This window comes from Psychrobacter sp. AntiMn-1 (genome assembly GCF_001854065.1).
Taxonomy (GTDB): domain Bacteria; phylum Pseudomonadota; class Gammaproteobacteria; order Pseudomonadales; family Moraxellaceae; genus Psychrobacter; species Psychrobacter pacificensis.
Genome location: NZ_CP012969.1, coordinates 1,923,762 through 1,940,615 on the forward strand (window position 1 = coordinate 1,923,762; position 16,854 = coordinate 1,940,615).

Consider the following 16,854-nt stretch of genomic DNA (forward strand, 5'->3'; position numbering starts at 1 on the left):
GAGTAAAAATCAATAGCTCAGCTACGATAACACCCAGAGTGATAGTAATGAAAGAAATAAAAAGAGCACTGGCTCATATCGAACCAATGCTCTCATATTACACCTATCCATTATTAATGGCTAATTCATAAATGAATATCGCACGTAGGTGTCATTGTTAGATCATCGTTAAATTAGTAACGAGTAACTAACGCGATTGGTTGATCTTCACCCATGATATCTTGTGGCATAAATACAGCTTTACCACCATTATGGATGACATGCTCGATGATTTCACCGATCGCATCATCAGTCACGCCTTCTGCGCTAGCGTCGCTTACAAGGCTTAGAGTTTGCGCTTTTTCATCAATTTTGGCAGATTGGATATAGCCACGACGTACGTAAAGGGTCTCGCCGGCGCCTTGGAATGCACTACGGTATACTTCCTGCAGATCAGTTTGCAGCATATTTGCACCGCGGGCTTTATCGATTTCGCCCAAAGCAGCATGATGTAATGATGTACGGTATTCTTCTACCGCTTCTTGTACACTATCAACGATATGCTGAGCGCTGCCATCTTCTAAATTAGTAACATTTGACACGGTAGCAATGATGTTGTCTGGACGGTCGCAGACTTCTTTATAGTAACCGATGTTTTTGGCGTCACCAACGATCACGAGTGGCATTTTGTGCTCACCCCATAGCTCTTGTACGCTTTTATCGACTTGATTAAAGTATTCTTTTAAGTGGCTGCTTTCATTATTTGATGAGCGATCTGACCCACCGTCACCTGTGGTATATAGCCCGTTATTTTCAACAGGAAACTGGATATTTTCCATGTTATTTTGTATGTCGTCATCTTTATCAAACTCTCTAATGACGCGATCATTTGATGCTTCAATCAGACGAGAATTATCGCGGGTTAGGACAACCGTATAGTAATGTACCGCACTGGCCATATCACGCACCAAATCACGAGTGGCAAAGCTGTCTGATATGACAACGCGCTCGGTCGTATCGATTGGCATACGGACGATTTGCACATCATCTGTACTAGCAAATATCGCTAAAGTATCGAGATTATAGTTATGATTTAATTCTTTGGTCTTTGCATGAATATTATCTAAAATAGTCGTCGCTGTACTCTTATCATATTCTTTATTTAGGCGGTCTTCGACAACTTTCAACTGATTTTTTAGAGCGATAGGATCTTGCTCGTTCGCCGGATGTGCTCGGTGGGTCTTAACAAAGATACTTACCGCTGGATTGGCTTTGGTTTCACGTAAGCTTTTAAGAGTCGCTTTCATATATTGCTCCTTGTTTTATTATCATTTACTTTCGATTTTATACATTCTTTTATGAGTACAATGTCAGGGCATCTTGCCTTATTTATTATTAATAGCAGCTCTAATCATTGTCGGTAAACAACGAATTATACTGTCAATTCATCAATATTTTTTATCCATTGTCTATCTGTACGCCTGATCGGCGTACAATTTTTAAATTCCTTTATATTGATGCTAACAGCTACCCTAAGCTCGCTATAGGGTTAATTTGCAAGCAAATGATAGCCCTTTGTAAGTAGAGCACTCTGTATTGTTAAAGATTTCTACTATAGTCAGTCCTAAATAAAACAGATACATTATATATCTAGGTGGAACTGGTCTAAATTTTCCTTGCGTGCTGTGCCTACGCAGACAGAGGCTGCGAAAAACTTATCCCAGTCCCACTGTATCGTTTTTATACTGAATTCACTATATCTCAACTTACTATATTATTTATTATTTGTCGTTTCCTTTGAGCATTCACTTTTAGTTTAAGCATTCACTCTTAGTTTATAAGTACTCAGGTTGTATTTTGACTAAATGAACCCATCTTTTATATAACTAAATATAAATTTTAAATGGCGCGAGTCGTAGTACATCGCAAAGTTAGCTCGTATCAAGCGCGATTTAAAAGCTACGTTTGCCTAATCTTTCTTTCATAATAATCATTAATATCGGATACCTTTATGTCTCTTCCTTCTTCAGATTTGCGCCTTGTTGATTTTACCAATGCTGCGCCAAGTACATTACAAACCCAAGTCATCAATGCTATCGACGATGCCAATAGTTTCTTAGATAACTTGACGGCGGGGGCTGACAATAGTACTGGCATTGCAAAATTAAGCGCTGAGCAAGCACTGGCAGATGTGATGCAGTTTGATCATATCAATCTAGCGCTGGATCGTAGCTGGGGAATCTTGTCTCATCTCAATGGCGTGATGAGTAACGATGAGATTCGTCATGTCCACCACGAGCTACTGCCCAAGTTATCGGCTTACGGGACGCGGGTTGGTCAACATCAGCCACTTTTTACCCGCTATCAAACGATCGTCGATGATACCGAGTTTTTTGCGGCACTTGAGCCGGCACGTGCGCGGGCGATCGAGCTGGCACTACGTAGCTTTGAGTTATCAGGGGTGGCATTACCTAAGACTGAGCAAGATAAATTTGCTGCTATTCAAAGTGAGCTATCTACCTTATCTGCGACATTCTCAGATCGTATCTTGGATGCAACCCAAGCCTTTGCATTGCCTCTACAACCAAATCAGCTAAAAGGCTTAACAGAGAGCGGTTTGGCGCTATTGGCAGATGCAGGTGAACAGTTCAAGACTCGTGAGCTTGCTAATGGCACCCTGAGTCAAACAGATATAGACGCGCTTCCGACGCCTTATTATGTCGCAAGCTTGAACATTCCTATATATCTAGCGGTTATGACCCACGCTGATGACCGCAGCTTACGGGAAACGCTGTATCGCGCTTATGTCACGCGCGCCTCTGAATTTGATACGCATACCAATGCTAAAGGTGAGTCATTAAATAATGCTGACATCATGAGCCAAATTCTCACCTTACGTGAACAAAAGGCCAAGTTATTAGGCTTTGATAATTATGCTGAAGTATCCCTATCGACTAAGATGGCAGACAGTGTCTCAGAGGTAGAAACGTTCCTGCGTGACTTGGCCACTCAAGCGACCCCAGCCGCGCAGAAAGATTTAGCAAAGTTACAGAGGTATGCGCAGGATTATGGCATTGATGAATTGCAACCTTGGGATAGCGCCTACATCGCTGAGAAAGTAAAACAAAGTGAATTTAGCTTGTCACAAGAAGAGATTCGTCCGTACTTTCCATTGCCAAAAGTGACGAGCGGTTTGTTTGCCATTGTCGAACGTCTATATGGTATTACAGTACAAGAGCAAAGCTATGAGGGTGCAGATGATCATTCTGTATCACGCTGGCACGATGACGTACGTTTTTACCAACTGTTTGATGCTGATGATCAATTGATTGGCGGATTTTATTTTGATTTGTTTGCTCGTAGCGGCAAGCGCGGCGGTGCTTGGATGAGTGGTTTTCAATCTCGTTACAGTTACGAGGAACAAAACCATCAGCAGCTACCTGTTTGCTTCATGGTTGGCAATTTTACGCCCGCACTTGATGGCAAGCCAAGCTTATTGACCCATGATGAGGTGCTGACCTTATTCCACGAATTTGGTCACGGCTTACATCATTTGTTAACTCAAGTGACCGTTGGTGATGTCGCGGGTGTCAATGGCGTCGAATGGGATGCCGTCGAGCTTCCTAGTCAGTTTATGGAAAACTGGGCTTGGGATGCTGAAGGCATTGCCCTTATTAGCAGTCATGTCGACACTGGCGAGCCACTGCCTAAAGACAAACTTGATGCACTATTGGCTGTCAAAAACTTCCAAAGCGGCCTACAAACGCTGCGCCAGATTGAGTTTGCGCTGTTTGATTTGCTGATTCATGCCCATACACCAGCACTTAATTATGAGGGTATCTTAGCGACTTTAAATGCCGTGCGTAGCGATATCGCTATCATGCAAACACCTGACTATAACCGCTTTGCCAATGGCTTCAGCCATATATTCGCAGGTGGCTATGCTGCAGGTTATTACTCGTATAAATGGGCTGAGCTGCTCTCGGCAGATGCGTTTAGTAAGTTTGAAGAAGAGGGCATTTTTAACCCAGCAACAGGTAAAGCTTTTCGTGAGTCGATCCTGTCTGTTGGAGGTAGTTTTCCAGCCAAAACCAATTTCGAAAACTTCCGTGGCCGTAGTGCGAACATAGATGCCTTGCTACGCCATAACGGTTTCACTGATGCAAAGAATACTGATGCTGCAAATGCTCAAACAACACGCGAGGCTATCTAAATGCGCTATCAGTCATCAAGCCCTAAACGTCGATTTTTAGCAGGAGTGCGCTGTCCAAAATGCCAGGAGATGGACGCTGTGGTACAGATAAATATTGTTACGCCAACGCCAGATGAATACATCGAATGCACAAAATGCGGACATTCGGAACATCGCCCTGACCCTGATGCCATCAGCGCCAAAAACCATCTTGAGGATCAGCTTGCTCGCGATGCCATGACAACAGGCACCAGTGGTACAGTCAAGTTCAAACCCTAGTTATCCAGTGTTGTTTCTAGACTACCACCTAAGCAACTCACTATTTCATACTGACTTAAGCCTATCTATCAATAGATAGGCTTTTTATTTTGAGTTTGCTATAGTAGGTCTACTTATATTCTTGACACAAATCGATCATAATATGAACCGTAAAAAAATGCGCCCTTTATCGACCAAGCCTTCTAGGGCAACATCTGCGACAGCTGGCCGACGAGTTTGGATTATCCTTATTTTTGCGGTGATACTCATTGCTGTTGGTTACTTACTTTGGGTAAAACCCGAGCCAGAAGTGGTTTCACCTATCATTCAATCAACTACGATGAATAAGCAAACCGAGGCTGCTCAAGCGGCTTCGACTCCACACATCATAACTGATGAGCCTGACACTGTACTCACTGACAGCAGTTTCACTGATGAAAGCGCCAGTGCAGACGACAATAAGGGTGTTGAAACGCGAAACCCTAAAGCTATCTTAAATGCACCGCTGCCAAAGACGGACAGCTTAGCCAAAGAAGAAATTGATCGTTTAGAAGATGAACGTAAACGCTTAGCTGAACAAGAAAAGTTGGCTGCTGAGCAATTGGCAATGAATAAACAGCTAACCGATATGAAAGCAGAACAAATCGCTCTACTTGAACAGCAAATAGCACAATTAGAAGCGGATAGCTCTACTAGTACAGAGACACAATAAACGTAGGATTTTCACAAAGAGGTCTATAATGGCGATTCTGCAACTTACGCATGCCTCTATTTTAAATAGCAATGCACAGCTGCTTGTTTTACCTGTCAATAACGCTGGTGTCATTCTAGACCCTGTGCTCACGCGAGCCAAAACATTGTTTCCTGATAACTATCATCATTATCATAGCGTGTGCCGTGATGGCAGTCTGAGTGTTGGCAGCTGCTTACTGTATAAGCGCACACGTGAGCAATCTGGTCTTGGCATCAGTAGTAACGGCAATCAACCAAGTTATATCGCCAACCTTGCTGTATCAAACCACCCATACCATCCTGCGCGGTCGCGTTGGCTCATCGCGGCTTTGATTGACCTACAGCAGAAATTAATTCCGCTCATACGCTATCAGGGTATCCGTAGGGTTGCGCTACTCGCTCGTCCGCTTATCTCCGATAATCCTCGCGATCCTATATCTAATAAAAATGGGAGTATAAATTCGCTACCTCTAGATTGGCAGACTGATACGTTGCCATTATTGACCACGTATTTACAAGACCTACCAAAACTGCGTATCGATATACATATGCCCAAAAGCATTGATTTATAAATGGCTCTCTAGCCAGTCATCACTTTTTTGCGCCCATAAAAAAACCGCCTTGGGCACTCATAAGAGCATCCCAAGGCGGTTTTTATGAATCAAACTACATCAAATACTGAGCCTTAGTTCTGCTCAACACCTTTCATCGTCAGTTTGATACGGCCGCGGTTATCAACGTCTTGCACAAGCACTTTAACGACCTGACCTTCTTTCAGATAATCAGATACATTTTCTACGCGCTCTTCTGCGATTTGTGAGATGTGCACTAGGCCATCAGTGTTTGGTAATAGGTTAACAAACGCACCAAAGTCGACGATACGAGCAACCGTACCTTCATAAGTTTTGCCAACTTCAACTTCAGCAGTTATTGCTTCGATTTTACCGATAGCGGCTTTAGTCGCTGCTTTGTTTTCACCAAAGATACGAATCGTACCAGCGTCATCGATATCGATAACCGCACCAGTCTCTTCGGTTAGCTGACGGATAGTTGCGCCGCCTTTACCGATAACGTCACGAATTTTGTCTGGGTTGATTTCGATAACGGCATAGTTTGGTGCATGAGCGTTGATTTCAGTACGGCTCTCAGGCAATACTTGGTTCATTGCGTCCAAGATATGGATACGACCAGCGTGGGCTTGCTTAAGCGCTTGCTCCATGATGTCAGGGGTAATACCTTCAATCTTGATATCCATCTGTAGTGCAGTGATACCGTTTTTAGAACCGGCTACTTTAAAGTCCATATCACCTAGATGATCTTCGTCACCTAAGATATCTGACAAGACAGCAAAACGCTCGCCTTCTTTAACCAGACCCATCGCGATACCAGCAACTGGTGCTTTTAATGGTACGCCTGCATCCATCAACGCCAAGCTTGCACCGCAAACAGACGCCATAGAAGATGAACCGTTTGATTCAGTGATTTCTGATACCACACGGATGACGTATGGGAAGCGTTCGCTATCTGGAAGCATCGCTTGTACACCGCGGCGTGCAAGGCGACCATGGCCGATTTCACGACGCTTTGGCGCGCCTTCACGACCCGTCTCACCTACTGAAAAGTGTGGGAAGTTGTAATGCAGCATGAAATGGTCGCGAATCGTGCCACCTAGTGAGTCAATCATATTGACATCACGGGTGTTACCAAGCGTGGTTGTCACCAATGCTTGCGTCTCACCGCGGGTAAACAGTGCTGAACCATGTGTATATGGTAGAACACCCACTTGTACGTCAAGTGCACGAACCGTCTCAAGATCACGACCATCAATACGCGGCTTACCTGACAAGATATTGTCACGCACGGTGCGGTATTTTTGTTCTTCATAGATGTCTTTGAGCTCAGACACTTTGTCACTGTAGTCGTCCGCTTCAGCATCACCTGCTAGGCTCTCAATGATGGCTTGCTTAATCTCATCAAGGGCCGCGTAACGCTCTTGCTTTTCAGTGATGGTGTAGGCTTCAGCGATTTTGTCGCCGAACTGTTCTTTTACCGCAGACTCTAGCTCAGCATTGGCAGCAGGCGCGGTGAATTCTTGCTTTTGTGTGCCCACTTCTTCAGCAAGGGCAACGATGTTGTCGATGACGATTTGTTGCTGCTCGTGACCGTACAAGACTGCGCCTAACATTTGGTCTTCTGACAGCTCTGCTGCTTCTGATTCAACCATCAATACTGCTGATTTGGTGCCCGCAACCACAAGGTCAAGGTCACTGGTTTCTAGCTGCTCAAGCGTTGGGTTTAGCACGTATTCGCCATCGATAAAGCCAACGCGTGCGCCAGCGATAGGACCGTTAAACGGCGCATCTGAGATTGCCAATGCCGCTGATGCACCAATCATCGCGGCGATGTCTGCGTGCTGCGTCTTGTCTGATGACACGACGGTGGCAGTAATTTGAATCTCGTTTACATAACCTTCAGGAAATAACGGACGAATCGGACGGTCGATTAAGCGAGAGGTCAGCGTTTCAAACTCGCTCGCACGGCCTTCACGTTTGCCGTAAGCACCTGGGATTTTACCCGCAGCGTACATTTTTTCTTGATAGTTTACGGTCAATGGAAAGAAGTTTTGACCTTCTTTGGCTTCTGATTTTACGACTGCTGCGACAAGTACGGTCACGCCACCCATATGTACTAATACAGAGTTTGCTTGACGGGCAATTCGGCCTGTCTCGATAACGACCTGCTGATCGCCGTACTGAAATTCACGCTTAATGGTATTAAACATTGTCATATAATCTTCCTAATGTTGACTGACAAAAGTGATATCAGCTTTGAAAAACCTGATATCTGTCATTAAAATTCTGTGTATATGGTCATTAACTGACAATCTCTCTATTAGAAATCATCTCAATCAATGCCAATAACTTTACCTAATTATTTCATATATCTTTTCGTGCTAGACATCGTACTATTATGTATATTTGGTCGTTCAATTTTGGCTTTACTATAAATACTATCAAACAGACATTAAGTCAAAAGACTTCGGCGCTAAAGACCGTCCAGGCTATGTCTACGCTCTCAAGAATCAGCTATTTACGCAGTAAGCTAAGAGACAAGTACTTTATCAGTAGTCGCTATATATTCAGTAGATATACTATCGAACTCACAAGGCATTATTTTACAGTGATTTATAGCCATTGACCAATTAATTGCAGAACAGAGCCGTTATCGATAGAAAATACTGATTTTAACGCCCAATCAGCATCATTATCATTATTTTTGGTAGCTGATGTTTGTCGACATTGATGTGTTTTAGACAAATGGTGCTATCTAAACATAGCTTTCAAAATGAATAAGCATAAAAAAACGGCGTGAAACTATTCCACACCGTTTTTAGAAAAATCTATTTTATCGATAACAACAAACAAGTTCCAAGCGGTTAGCAAAAATTTTAAGATTCTGCCATATAATGGCGTCCTTTGTTTTACCACCCACTCGTATTATTGTCGTTAGATTAGCGACGTAGACCTAACTGACTGATAAGAGTGGTGTAGCGACCAAGATCTTTACCTTTTAGGTAATCAAGCAATTTGCGACGCGTGTTAACCATACGGATAAGACCGCGACGGCTATGATGGTCAGCTTTATGTTCTTTGAAATGATTCTGCAAATCGTTGATACGAGCGCTCAACAAAGCTACTTGAACTTCTGGGGAGCCAGTGTCGTTTTCGCCACGTTGGTATTGAGCGATGATTTGTTCACGATCGGTATTAGTTAGCATAAATATCTCCGGCAATGCTAAAAACTTTAAAAACGGACTACAATTTGAGTCAGATTAAAAGCAGTAGAATAGTAAATAAAATAACTTGCGCGCCATTCAGGACAACCCTGCATTACTAGAGTTGACCTAGTGTACGACAAATTCAGTTAAAGATAACGACCATTTAACACGTTTGAACGTATGCATTATATTTATCAACGTCAACACCTAGTTAAGGTGTGGATCTAACTAACATACATTATTCAAAACCTGATTTAAATGTGAGGGCAATTATAACAAAAAACTGCTGAACTATCAGCAGTTTTTCATAAAACTTGTAAATTTAGATCTGGCCTTAATGGGAGGACAGTTTATCAACAGATGACAATGTTTGCTTATTTGTTAATATCATCTTGTGTTGCATTGCCACCTAGCTCGTCATCGTCAAGTGGTGACGCTGTGGTGGCTTCTGCCAAACTATCAGGAGTAGCATCCTCACCAGGATCAATGTCTTCTGATAATTGCTGAATTTTTTTTTCTTGCGCATCCATATTATCTGTTGAGTTACTCATGTTAGCTCCTACATTATTATTTTTCAAAATATCTATTTTACAGTTACCAATACTAAGATAATTATTGCTACTAAGCTAAAGCCAAATGCAGCTGTACCATTCTAGGCTGAATGACACACAAAGATACTATTTGTCTTCTTTAGCATCTTTTACATTACTAGCAATGCGGTCTGCTGCTGCTTCGCTGTTTTCAGTATGGTTGTCTTCAGTTTGACTCTTAAGAGCGGCCGTTGCCGATTCAGCACGTTGTTGCTCAAGTTCAGTATCATTTGGGTTAGAGTTAGACATAATATTTTCCTTAATTGTAATTATATCTTTAATTGTAATTATAAATAGTTGAGAATTTTTAATTTTTCATCTTTCAATAAATAAAGCAAAATTTAAGACAATGCTTTGTCGATAGCATCGACAAAATTACTGATATCATCTGGATTACGTGAAGTAATTAAATTGCCATCGACTTGTACAGTCTTATCGACGTACGTCGCACCAGCATTTTCTAGATCGGTTTGCAGCGTATGATAGGCGGTTAGTGTTTTGCCTTTAGCAATGCCCGTGTTGATAAGTGCCCAAGGTGCATGACAAATCACAGCTAATGGTTTACCTGCGTCGTTAATGGCATTGATAACCTTATGAGCGTCTTTGTTACCACGAATAGTATCAGCGTTCACTGTACCACCTGGCAATACCAATGCATCATAATCGGAAACATTTGCATCTTTTACGAAGATATCAGCAGTAAAGGTATCACCTTTATTTACATCCTGCTGCATGGCTTGGACTTCTTTAGCATCGTTCGTAGTGATCAGTAGCGTCTTATAACCTTTGTTTTTTAGCTGGTTATTCACATCTTCATATTCTGCTTGCTCGAAGTTATTGTGTAGTAAAAAAGCGATCGTTTTCATAATATTTCCTTTTGTATTTAGCATTGAGTTTGTATTAATTCATTTGTTTTAATATTTTTATCATTCATTAATGTTATACATCGTTAATAGTCTTCCCTTGACTGGTTTTATACTTATTAGAAAATGTCCTTGGTTATAATTCTATTTTTTGGTTATTATTGTCGTCCATTTTCATTTTATGCAGCTGTCCTTAACTGGTATATACACTGTATAAAAAAAACAGGTTTCACCATAGGCGAAACCTGCAATAAAATGTGACGGTATGTGATTAGTGTAAACCATTAGTAAAGCAGACAAAAACCGTTGCCTACTGATCAGCATTTATTAATACAGCCTCAACGTTGGATAAGCTTTTTGGGCTGTAAGCGTCCATTGAGGCTAATGGCGCCCAATCCAAGAAATGCTCCTTGCTCATTTAGCAAGCGTATATCAACAGCTAACTCGTGCTGTAAAGGCTGCGAGATGTCCATGCTGTCTTCAGTACCGATATCAGAACCAGCAATATTGGTTTCTGCTTCACTGGCATGGGATATTTGATGAGCAGCATTGCTTGCAACATAATCTCTAAGCTTACCTATCAAGCTATCGGATACGTTTAAGCGCTGTCCCATATGTACGCGCGCGCACTGTTCTTCGGTCAGTACCAACTCAGCATCGATATCAATACACGCATCGACAGGCAATAACTGAGAGTGTCGGCTATCTAAGTCTTTGTCTTCTAAAGCCGATAGTGCAATAGAATCATCAATACTAAAATTACCGACTTGCGTGCGACGCAATGCCGTTAAATGTCCAAGCGTTCCTAGCTTTTTTGCAATATCCTCTGCTAATACGCGTACGTAAGTCCCTTTGGTACAAGTGACTGTCAAACAAATCTGTATATCATCAATCGCATGCAGCTCAATCGCCTTAATAATGATATCTCTCGGTGGCCTATCAATTTCAATACCAGCGCGGGCATACTCATACAGTTTTTTGCCATCTTTTTTTAATGCTGAATACATCGGTGGTATCTGCTGCTGAGGGCCCAGAAATTGCTGTGCGATAGTAGCCAATGAAACATCATCAAATGTTGGAATAGATGATTGTGCCACCACTTGACCGTCTGCATCACCCGTATCGGTTTGACTACCAAGCAAAATCGTTGCTTGATAAGACTTGTCAGCATCCAGTTGATAATGACTAAACTTGGTCGCTTCGCCTAGGCAAATCGGCAATAAACCAGTTGCCATCGGATCAAGCGTACCAGTATGACCAGCCTTTTTGCTATCGTGTATCGGTGACTTAAACAAATACTTCACTTTCGACACAACTTGCTGTGAAGTCATACCTTTGGGTTTGTCCACCAAGATAACCCCTGAAACTTTTATTTTTTCAGGTGCTTTGCTGGCTTTTTTATCAGGTTGCTTAGACGTTATAGACATAATAATAACTTACTCGTCATTCTCGTTTTGCTCAGTTTTGTTGACGGCTTTATTAATCAAGTCCATCATGTAGTTACCACGAGCAGTCACTTCATCATAGTGAAAGCGTAGGCGCGGCGTAGTACGTGTTTTTAGGCTATGGCTCAGCTCAGTACGCAAAAACCCTGCTGCTTTATTTAATACTTTGACGCTTTCTTCGTGATTGGTCTTAGTCATGGCATCATTGAGCTCAGGCTCCATGATAGTGACATAGATATCTGCATAGCCTAAATCTGGGCTCACTTTGACACTGGAAATTGTGACAAAGCCTGTTAGACGAGGATCATTGACTTCATCACGAATAAGAACAGCAAGCTCACGCTGGATCTGATCGGATAAGCGTTGTAGACGTTGGTTCATGTTGTTACCTTACTTTAATGGGCTTATTGTTATTAATATATAGAACTGTTTGCTAAAAAATGTAGTAATGATATTTGCTAAAAAAGGCCTAGCAGGGTGTACCTGATAGGCCTAAGTACCGCTGAATATCGACAGAGTATCTAGCATGCTCAGCACATTTGGCATATTGCATTGCTACATACTCTGTTATCGAACAGCGGCTTTAGATAGTACGGGCGAACTCTTGAATTTCAAAGACTTCGATCTTATCGCCAGCTTCGACATCATAGCCACGAACGGCCAGACCACATTCCATACCAGTACGTACTTCATTGACGTCTTCTTTATAACGACGTAATGATTGCAATTGACCAGTAAAGATAACTTGGTCATCACGTAATACGCGGATAGGTTTGTTGCGATAGATTGTACCTTCAACCACCATACAACCAGCAGCCGCACCAAACTTACTAGAGCGGAATACTTCACGAACTTCTGCAACACCAAGGATTTTCTCACGATGTTCAGGAGCAAGCATACCACTCATTGCAGATTTCACATCATCAATCAAACCATAGATGACACTATAGTAACGAATATCCATGTTAGCTGTATCTGCTTTACGGCGTGCGGTGGCATCTGCACGGACGTTAAAGCCTAACAATACCGCTTCGCTAGATTCTGCAAGTGTTACGTCAGACTCAGAGATAGGACCAACACCTGAACTGATAACTCTGACTTTTACTTCATCAGTAGACAATTCATTTAGGGCAGCTAGTAGTGCTTCAAGTGAACCACGTACGTCTGTCTTCAATACAATGTTCAAGAATGACACATCGCCTTGACCCATCTGATCGAACATGCTTTCTAAACGCATGGCATTTTGACGCTCAAGTTGACGCTCACGCTCACGGTTGGTTCTAAAGGCCGCAACTTCGCGCGCTTTTTTCTCGTCCGTTACTACTAAGAATTCACTACCAGCCGCAGGTGTTTCAGGCAGACCTAAAATCTCTACAGGAATAGAAGGGCCAGCTGATTTAACACGTTGACCATTCTCATCCGTTAGTGCACGTACTTTACCGTAGTGCTCACCAGCTAGAACCAAGTCGCCTTGTTTCAACGTGCCTTTCTTAACTAGAACACTAACCACAGGGCCACGACCTTTTTCCAGTCTTGATTCAATAACCACACCCTGTGCAGCACCGTCTAGTGGCGCCTCTAACTCCATTAACTCAGCTTGCAAGCTAATAAACTCTAGTAAGTCGTCGATACCTTCGCCTGTCTTAGCTGAAATACGGGCCATTGGTGTGTCGCCGCCCCATTCTTCTGTGACGACTTCTTTCGTTGTCAATTCATTGAGAACACGGTCAGGATCAGCATTTGGCTTATCCATTTTATTAATAGCAACAATGATTGGCGTACCAGCAGCACGTGCATGATCAATCGCTTCTGCCGTTTGTGGCATCATGCCATCATCAGCTGCGACGACAAGTACAACAATATCAGTTGCCTGAGCACCGCGTGAGCGCATTGCGCTAAACGCTGCGTGACCGGGAGTATCAAGGAAAGTGATAACACCACGATCGGTTTCTACGTGATAAGCACCGATATGCTGAGTAATACCACCTGCTTCGCCAGTCGCTACTTTGGTCTCGCGAATCTTATCAAGCAATGAGGTCTTACCATGGTCAACGTGACCCATGATAGTGACGACAGGTGGACGGGTTTGCACGTTACTGCTGCGCTCATCGACAGCATCTTGTAGATCGTCTTCGACCTTGGTATCACTGACAAGGACAGGGTTGTGACCCATCTCTTCAACGATCAGACTTGCTGTCGCTTGATCGATGGTATCTGATTCGCGAGCGATTTCACCCATTTTCATCAGTAATTTAATGACTTCACGAGCCTTGACTGCCATACGCTGTGCAAGATCTGCAACTGAAATTTGCTCACCAATCTCAACATCATAGACGATTTTTTCGACAGGTTTTTCAAACTTGTGCTGTGAGGCTTGTGTTGAACGCAAACCGTTTTTACGGTTTTTGATTTCACGCTCATCTTGATTCTTACGACGACGACCACGAGCACCCGTGCTGTTTGCACCGCGTTTGATTTCGCGACGTTCTTTTTCAAATGACTCTTCTAATGCATCACCGACCAGGCCTTCAGCCAATGGTTCATCTTTACGCACTTCTGCCACAGGCTCACGATCGGTATATTTACCAGCCATTTTACGCATTTGCTCAAGCGTACGCTTTTGCGCTTCTTCTGCTTGCTTGCGGCGTGTTTCTGCCTCAATTTCACGTAAACGTGCTTCCTCGGCTTCGCGTGCTTCACGAGCTTTACGCTCAGCAGCTGTCTCAACTTTAGGTTTAGTAGCAGCAACCTTTTTCTTCGGCTGCTCTTTAGGCTTGACTTCAACGGTGGCTTTGCTCGCTTTACCGCCTTTTTTGACGACAACTGACGTAGAAATATCATCGTTTTTGTCGTCTGATTTTTTGCTAGAGCCTAAGCTTGCACGCATTGCAGCTAAAGTTGCCGCTTGGCGCTCTTCTGCTTTTTTCTTGGTCGCAGCACGTTCTTCTGCTTCTTTAGCAGCACGCTCTTGAGATTCAATGAGAGCCTGCTCTCGCGCGGCTAATTCTTCAGCTATTTTCTTTGGATCCGGCTTCTCAAATACTTTCTTTTTGCGTACTTCAACATTAACGCTCTTAGATTTACCCGAAGAGCCAGTCACACGAGCGGTACTCGTTGTCTTAGATTTGAGACTAATACGACGCTTTTCGTTTTGACCATGACTTTGTTTTAAATACGTCACCAACTTCTCTTGCTCAAACTCGGTGACTAGGTCATCCTCTGCGCGAGCAGGCAGGCCAGCATCTACCAGTTGCTGCTTTACAGCACTTGTAGTTTTGCCTACCATTTCTGCCAGTTCTTTGACGGTCTTATCTGCCATTTATTATCACCTACTGTCTATTATTTGCTATATGTTCAATTCAGTTGTTGGCTACAAATGATTGGGTTAAGGCCAGTATTTACAGTATGTAGACACCAGCACTTTATTCTCAATAGCATATCACCAAAAGACAGCGATATGCAGTTACCGCTTATTCATCGAACCAAGATTCCCGAGCTTTCATGATGAGTTTTCCTGCAGTTTCGGAGTCTAATCCTTCGATATCTTCTAGATCGAAGACGGCTTGTTCTGCCAAATCATCCACGGTAATAATATCTTTTTGTGCCATTTTATAGGCCCAGCTGACTGTCATACCTTCAAGCTCTTGAAGCTCTTGACTTGGCTCTTTCATGTTCTGTTGTTTGACCAGCTCATCAGCAATGACGACGTCTTTAGCACGTTCTTGAATCATGTCGATTGCTTCATCGTCTAACCCTTCAATGTCATAGAAGGTATCGACTGGCACATAGGCCACTTCTTCGATACTGGTAAAACCAATATCAACCAGCGCCTGCGCTAGATCTTGATCAACTTCTAGGCGATCATAAAATAATTCAATAAATGCTTTTGATTCGTTTTCTTGACGCTGTTTGTACTCTTCTTCGAGCATCATATTCAGCTTATAGCCAGTCAACTCAGAGGCCAAGCGTACGTTTTGGCCTTGTGAGCCAATCGCGCGTGCCAGTTGATCGTTGGTGCTAAAGATAATATCTGCTGTTTGAGTGTCTTCATCTAAGATGATGCTGCTGACATCAGCTGGTTCTAAAGAGCTGATGATGAACTGAGCTGGATCATCTGACCAAACCACAACATCGATACGCTCACCATCTAGCTCTTGCTGTACTGCTTGGATACGTGTACCACGCATACCAATACAAGCCCCAACAGGATCAATCCGATGATCGTTGGTCTTCACGGCTATTTTAGCACGGGTGCCCGGCAAGCGAGCGACGTTACGGATTTCGATAATTTGTTCTGCAATCTCAGGTACTTCTTTTTGCATCAATGCTGATAGCATTTCAGGATGCGTGCGAGATAACAATAGCTGTGCACCGCGGTTTTCACGGTTTACATGATATAAGATGGCGTTGATACGTGATTTTGGACGTAGCTGCTCACGTGGCAACATTTGATCGCGTGACAAGTAGCCTTCAGCATTGTCGCCTAAGTCGATGATATAGCCATCACGTGTCTGTTTCTTGACTTCGCCATACATCATTTCACCAACACGCGGCTCAAAAGCGTCTGCCACAAGTGCGCGCTCAGCTTCACGGATTTTTTGGATGATGACCTGCTTTGCTTGAGTGGCTGCAATACGACCAAATTCAATCGATTCGATTTGCTCTTCTTTGATATCACCAATTGACCATTCTTCTTGATCAAGATCTGTGATAGCAAGCTGACAAGCAGGCATTTCATGGTCTTCATCTGCAACCACGGTCCAATAACGATAAGTGTCATAATCGCCAGTTGCACGGTCAATAGCTACTCGCACAGCCACTTCTGGCTGCTCAGTATATACTTTTTTCTTGGTCGATACCACCAAAGCGTCTTCTATGGCTTCAAAGATGTCTTCAGGATTTAAGCCCTTTTCATTACTGACAGTTTCTACTACCGTTAAGATTTCACGACTCATGCTATACCTGTCCTATCATTTTTTGATTGACTTAAATTTTATAATTTGGGTGTTGCTATCAT

14 protein-coding genes are annotated in these 16,854 nt (G+C 43.0%); 4 read left to right on the forward strand and 10 right to left on the reverse strand.

What is annotated here, in order from left to right:
* Window positions 1–173 precede the first annotated feature (173 nt).
* A complete protein-coding gene (locus AOT82_RS08145; protein WP_058023597.1) occupies window positions 174–1,286 on the reverse strand; it encodes an AOC03_06830 family ribosome hibernation factor in 1,113 nt (370 codons plus the stop codon).
* 704 nt (window positions 1,287–1,990) lie between these two features.
* Between AOT82_RS08145 and AOT82_RS08150 the strand changes: the two genes are divergently transcribed.
* The 4 genes from AOT82_RS08150 to AOT82_RS08165 all read left to right on the forward strand — a co-directional run bounded on the left by AOT82_RS08150 (window position 1,991) and on the right by AOT82_RS08165 (window position 5,733).
* Entirely contained in the window at window positions 1,991–4,192 is a 2,202-nt protein-coding gene (locus AOT82_RS08150; protein ID WP_071002595.1) for a M3 family metallopeptidase, read from the forward strand.
* Complete coding sequence (locus AOT82_RS08155) at window positions 4,193–4,450, forward strand: YheV family putative zinc ribbon protein (RefSeq protein ID WP_071002596.1); 258 nt, start codon at window positions 4,193–4,195, stop codon at window positions 4,448–4,450.
* Between the two features lie 142 nt (window positions 4,451–4,592).
* Window positions 4,593–5,141 carry a hypothetical protein gene (locus AOT82_RS08160; RefSeq protein WP_071002597.1) on the forward strand — a complete coding sequence of 183 codons (549 nt, stop codon included), beginning with the start codon at window positions 4,593–4,595 and terminating at the stop codon, window positions 5,139–5,141.
* Window positions 5,142–5,169: 28 nt separating this feature from the next.
* Window positions 5,170–5,733 (forward strand): hypothetical protein, encoded by a 564-nt coding sequence (locus AOT82_RS08165; RefSeq protein WP_071002598.1) that lies wholly within the window; start codon window positions 5,170–5,172, stop codon window positions 5,731–5,733.
* Between the two features lie 113 nt (window positions 5,734–5,846).
* Here the strand turns inward: AOT82_RS08165 and pnp are convergent, their stop codons facing one another.
* The 9 genes from pnp to nusA form a co-directional block, all read right to left on the reverse strand.
* Window positions 5,847–7,949 carry a polyribonucleotide nucleotidyltransferase gene (pnp, locus tag AOT82_RS08170; protein ID WP_071002599.1) on the reverse strand — a complete coding sequence of 701 codons (2,103 nt, stop codon included), beginning with the start codon at window positions 7,947–7,949 and terminating at the stop codon, window positions 5,847–5,849.
* A 723-nt stretch (window positions 7,950–8,672) separates the two neighbouring features.
* Complete coding sequence (gene rpsO / locus AOT82_RS08175) at window positions 8,673–8,939, reverse strand: 30S ribosomal protein S15 (protein ID WP_058023603.1); 267 nt, start codon at window positions 8,937–8,939, stop codon at window positions 8,673–8,675.
* Between the two features lie 374 nt (window positions 8,940–9,313).
* Window positions 9,314–9,490 carry a hypothetical protein gene (locus tag AOT82_RS13945; RefSeq protein WP_167669387.1) on the reverse strand — a complete coding sequence of 59 codons (177 nt, stop codon included), beginning with the start codon at window positions 9,488–9,490 and terminating at the stop codon, window positions 9,314–9,316.
* 126 nt (window positions 9,491–9,616) lie between these two features.
* On the reverse strand, window positions 9,617–9,778 hold the full coding sequence (locus AOT82_RS13840; RefSeq protein WP_156770984.1) for a hypothetical protein: 162 nt from the start codon (window positions 9,776–9,778) through the stop codon (window positions 9,617–9,619).
* A gap of 92 nt (window positions 9,779–9,870) precedes the next feature.
* Window positions 9,871–10,395 (reverse strand): type 1 glutamine amidotransferase domain-containing protein, encoded by a 525-nt coding sequence (locus tag AOT82_RS08180; protein ID WP_071002600.1) that lies wholly within the window; start codon window positions 10,393–10,395, stop codon window positions 9,871–9,873.
* Between the two features lie 335 nt (window positions 10,396–10,730).
* Window positions 10,731–11,819, reverse strand: coding sequence for a tRNA pseudouridine(55) synthase TruB (truB, locus tag AOT82_RS08185; protein WP_071002601.1), 1,089 nt, complete (start codon window positions 11,817–11,819; stop codon window positions 10,731–10,733).
* Window positions 11,820–11,828: 9 nt separating this feature from the next.
* Window positions 11,829–12,218, reverse strand: coding sequence for a ribosome-binding factor A (locus AOT82_RS08190; RefSeq protein ID WP_071002602.1), 390 nt, complete (start codon window positions 12,216–12,218; stop codon window positions 11,829–11,831).
* 202 nt (window positions 12,219–12,420) lie between these two features.
* Window positions 12,421–15,156, reverse strand: coding sequence for a translation initiation factor IF-2 (infB, locus tag AOT82_RS08195; protein WP_071002603.1), 2,736 nt, complete (start codon window positions 15,154–15,156; stop codon window positions 12,421–12,423).
* A 151-nt stretch (window positions 15,157–15,307) separates the two neighbouring features.
* A complete protein-coding gene (gene nusA, locus AOT82_RS08200) occupies window positions 15,308–16,792 on the reverse strand; it encodes a transcription termination factor NusA (protein ID WP_071002604.1) in 1,485 nt (494 codons plus the stop codon).
* Window positions 16,793–16,854 lie beyond the last annotated feature (62 nt).

What these genes read in the sequence shown, in the direction of transcription:
- AOT82_RS08145 (WP_058023597.1), bottom strand. Translation starts at nt 1,286, where the DNA reads ATGAAAGCGACTCTTAAAAGCTTACGTGAAACCAAAGCCAATCCAGCG.
- AOT82_RS08150 (WP_071002595.1), top strand. Translation starts at nt 1,991, where the DNA reads ATGTCTCTTCCTTCTTCAGATTTGCGCCTTGTTGATTTTACCAATGCT.
- AOT82_RS08155 (WP_071002596.1), top strand. Translation starts at nt 4,193, where the DNA reads ATGCGCTATCAGTCATCAAGCCCTAAACGTCGATTTTTAGCAGGAGTG.
- AOT82_RS08160 (WP_071002597.1), top strand. Translation starts at nt 4,593, where the DNA reads ATGAACCGTAAAAAAATGCGCCCTTTATCGACCAAGCCTTCTAGGGCA.
- AOT82_RS08165 (WP_071002598.1), top strand. Translation starts at nt 5,170, where the DNA reads ATGGCGATTCTGCAACTTACGCATGCCTCTATTTTAAATAGCAATGCA.
- pnp (WP_071002599.1), bottom strand. Translation starts at nt 7,949, where the DNA reads ATGACAATGTTTAATACCATTAAGCGTGAATTTCAGTACGGCGATCAG.
- rpsO (WP_058023603.1), bottom strand. Translation starts at nt 8,939, where the DNA reads ATGCTAACTAATACCGATCGTGAACAAATCATCGCTCAATACCAACGT.
- AOT82_RS13945 (WP_167669387.1), bottom strand. Translation starts at nt 9,490, where the DNA reads ATGAGTAACTCAACAGATAATATGGATGCGCAAGAAAAAAAAATTCAG.
- AOT82_RS13840 (WP_156770984.1), bottom strand. Translation starts at nt 9,778, where the DNA reads ATGTCTAACTCTAACCCAAATGATACTGAACTTGAGCAACAACGTGCT.
- AOT82_RS08180 (WP_071002600.1), bottom strand. Translation starts at nt 10,395, where the DNA reads ATGAAAACGATCGCTTTTTTACTACACAATAACTTCGAGCAAGCAGAA.
- truB (WP_071002601.1), bottom strand. Translation starts at nt 11,819, where the DNA reads ATGTCTATAACGTCTAAGCAACCTGATAAAAAAGCCAGCAAAGCACCT.
- AOT82_RS08190 (WP_071002602.1), bottom strand. Translation starts at nt 12,218, where the DNA reads ATGAACCAACGTCTACAACGCTTATCCGATCAGATCCAGCGTGAGCTT.
- infB (WP_071002603.1), bottom strand. Translation starts at nt 15,156, where the DNA reads ATGGCAGATAAGACCGTCAAAGAACTGGCAGAAATGGTAGGCAAAACT.
- nusA (WP_071002604.1), bottom strand. Translation starts at nt 16,792, where the DNA reads ATGAGTCGTGAAATCTTAACGGTAGTAGAAACTGTCAGTAATGAAAAG.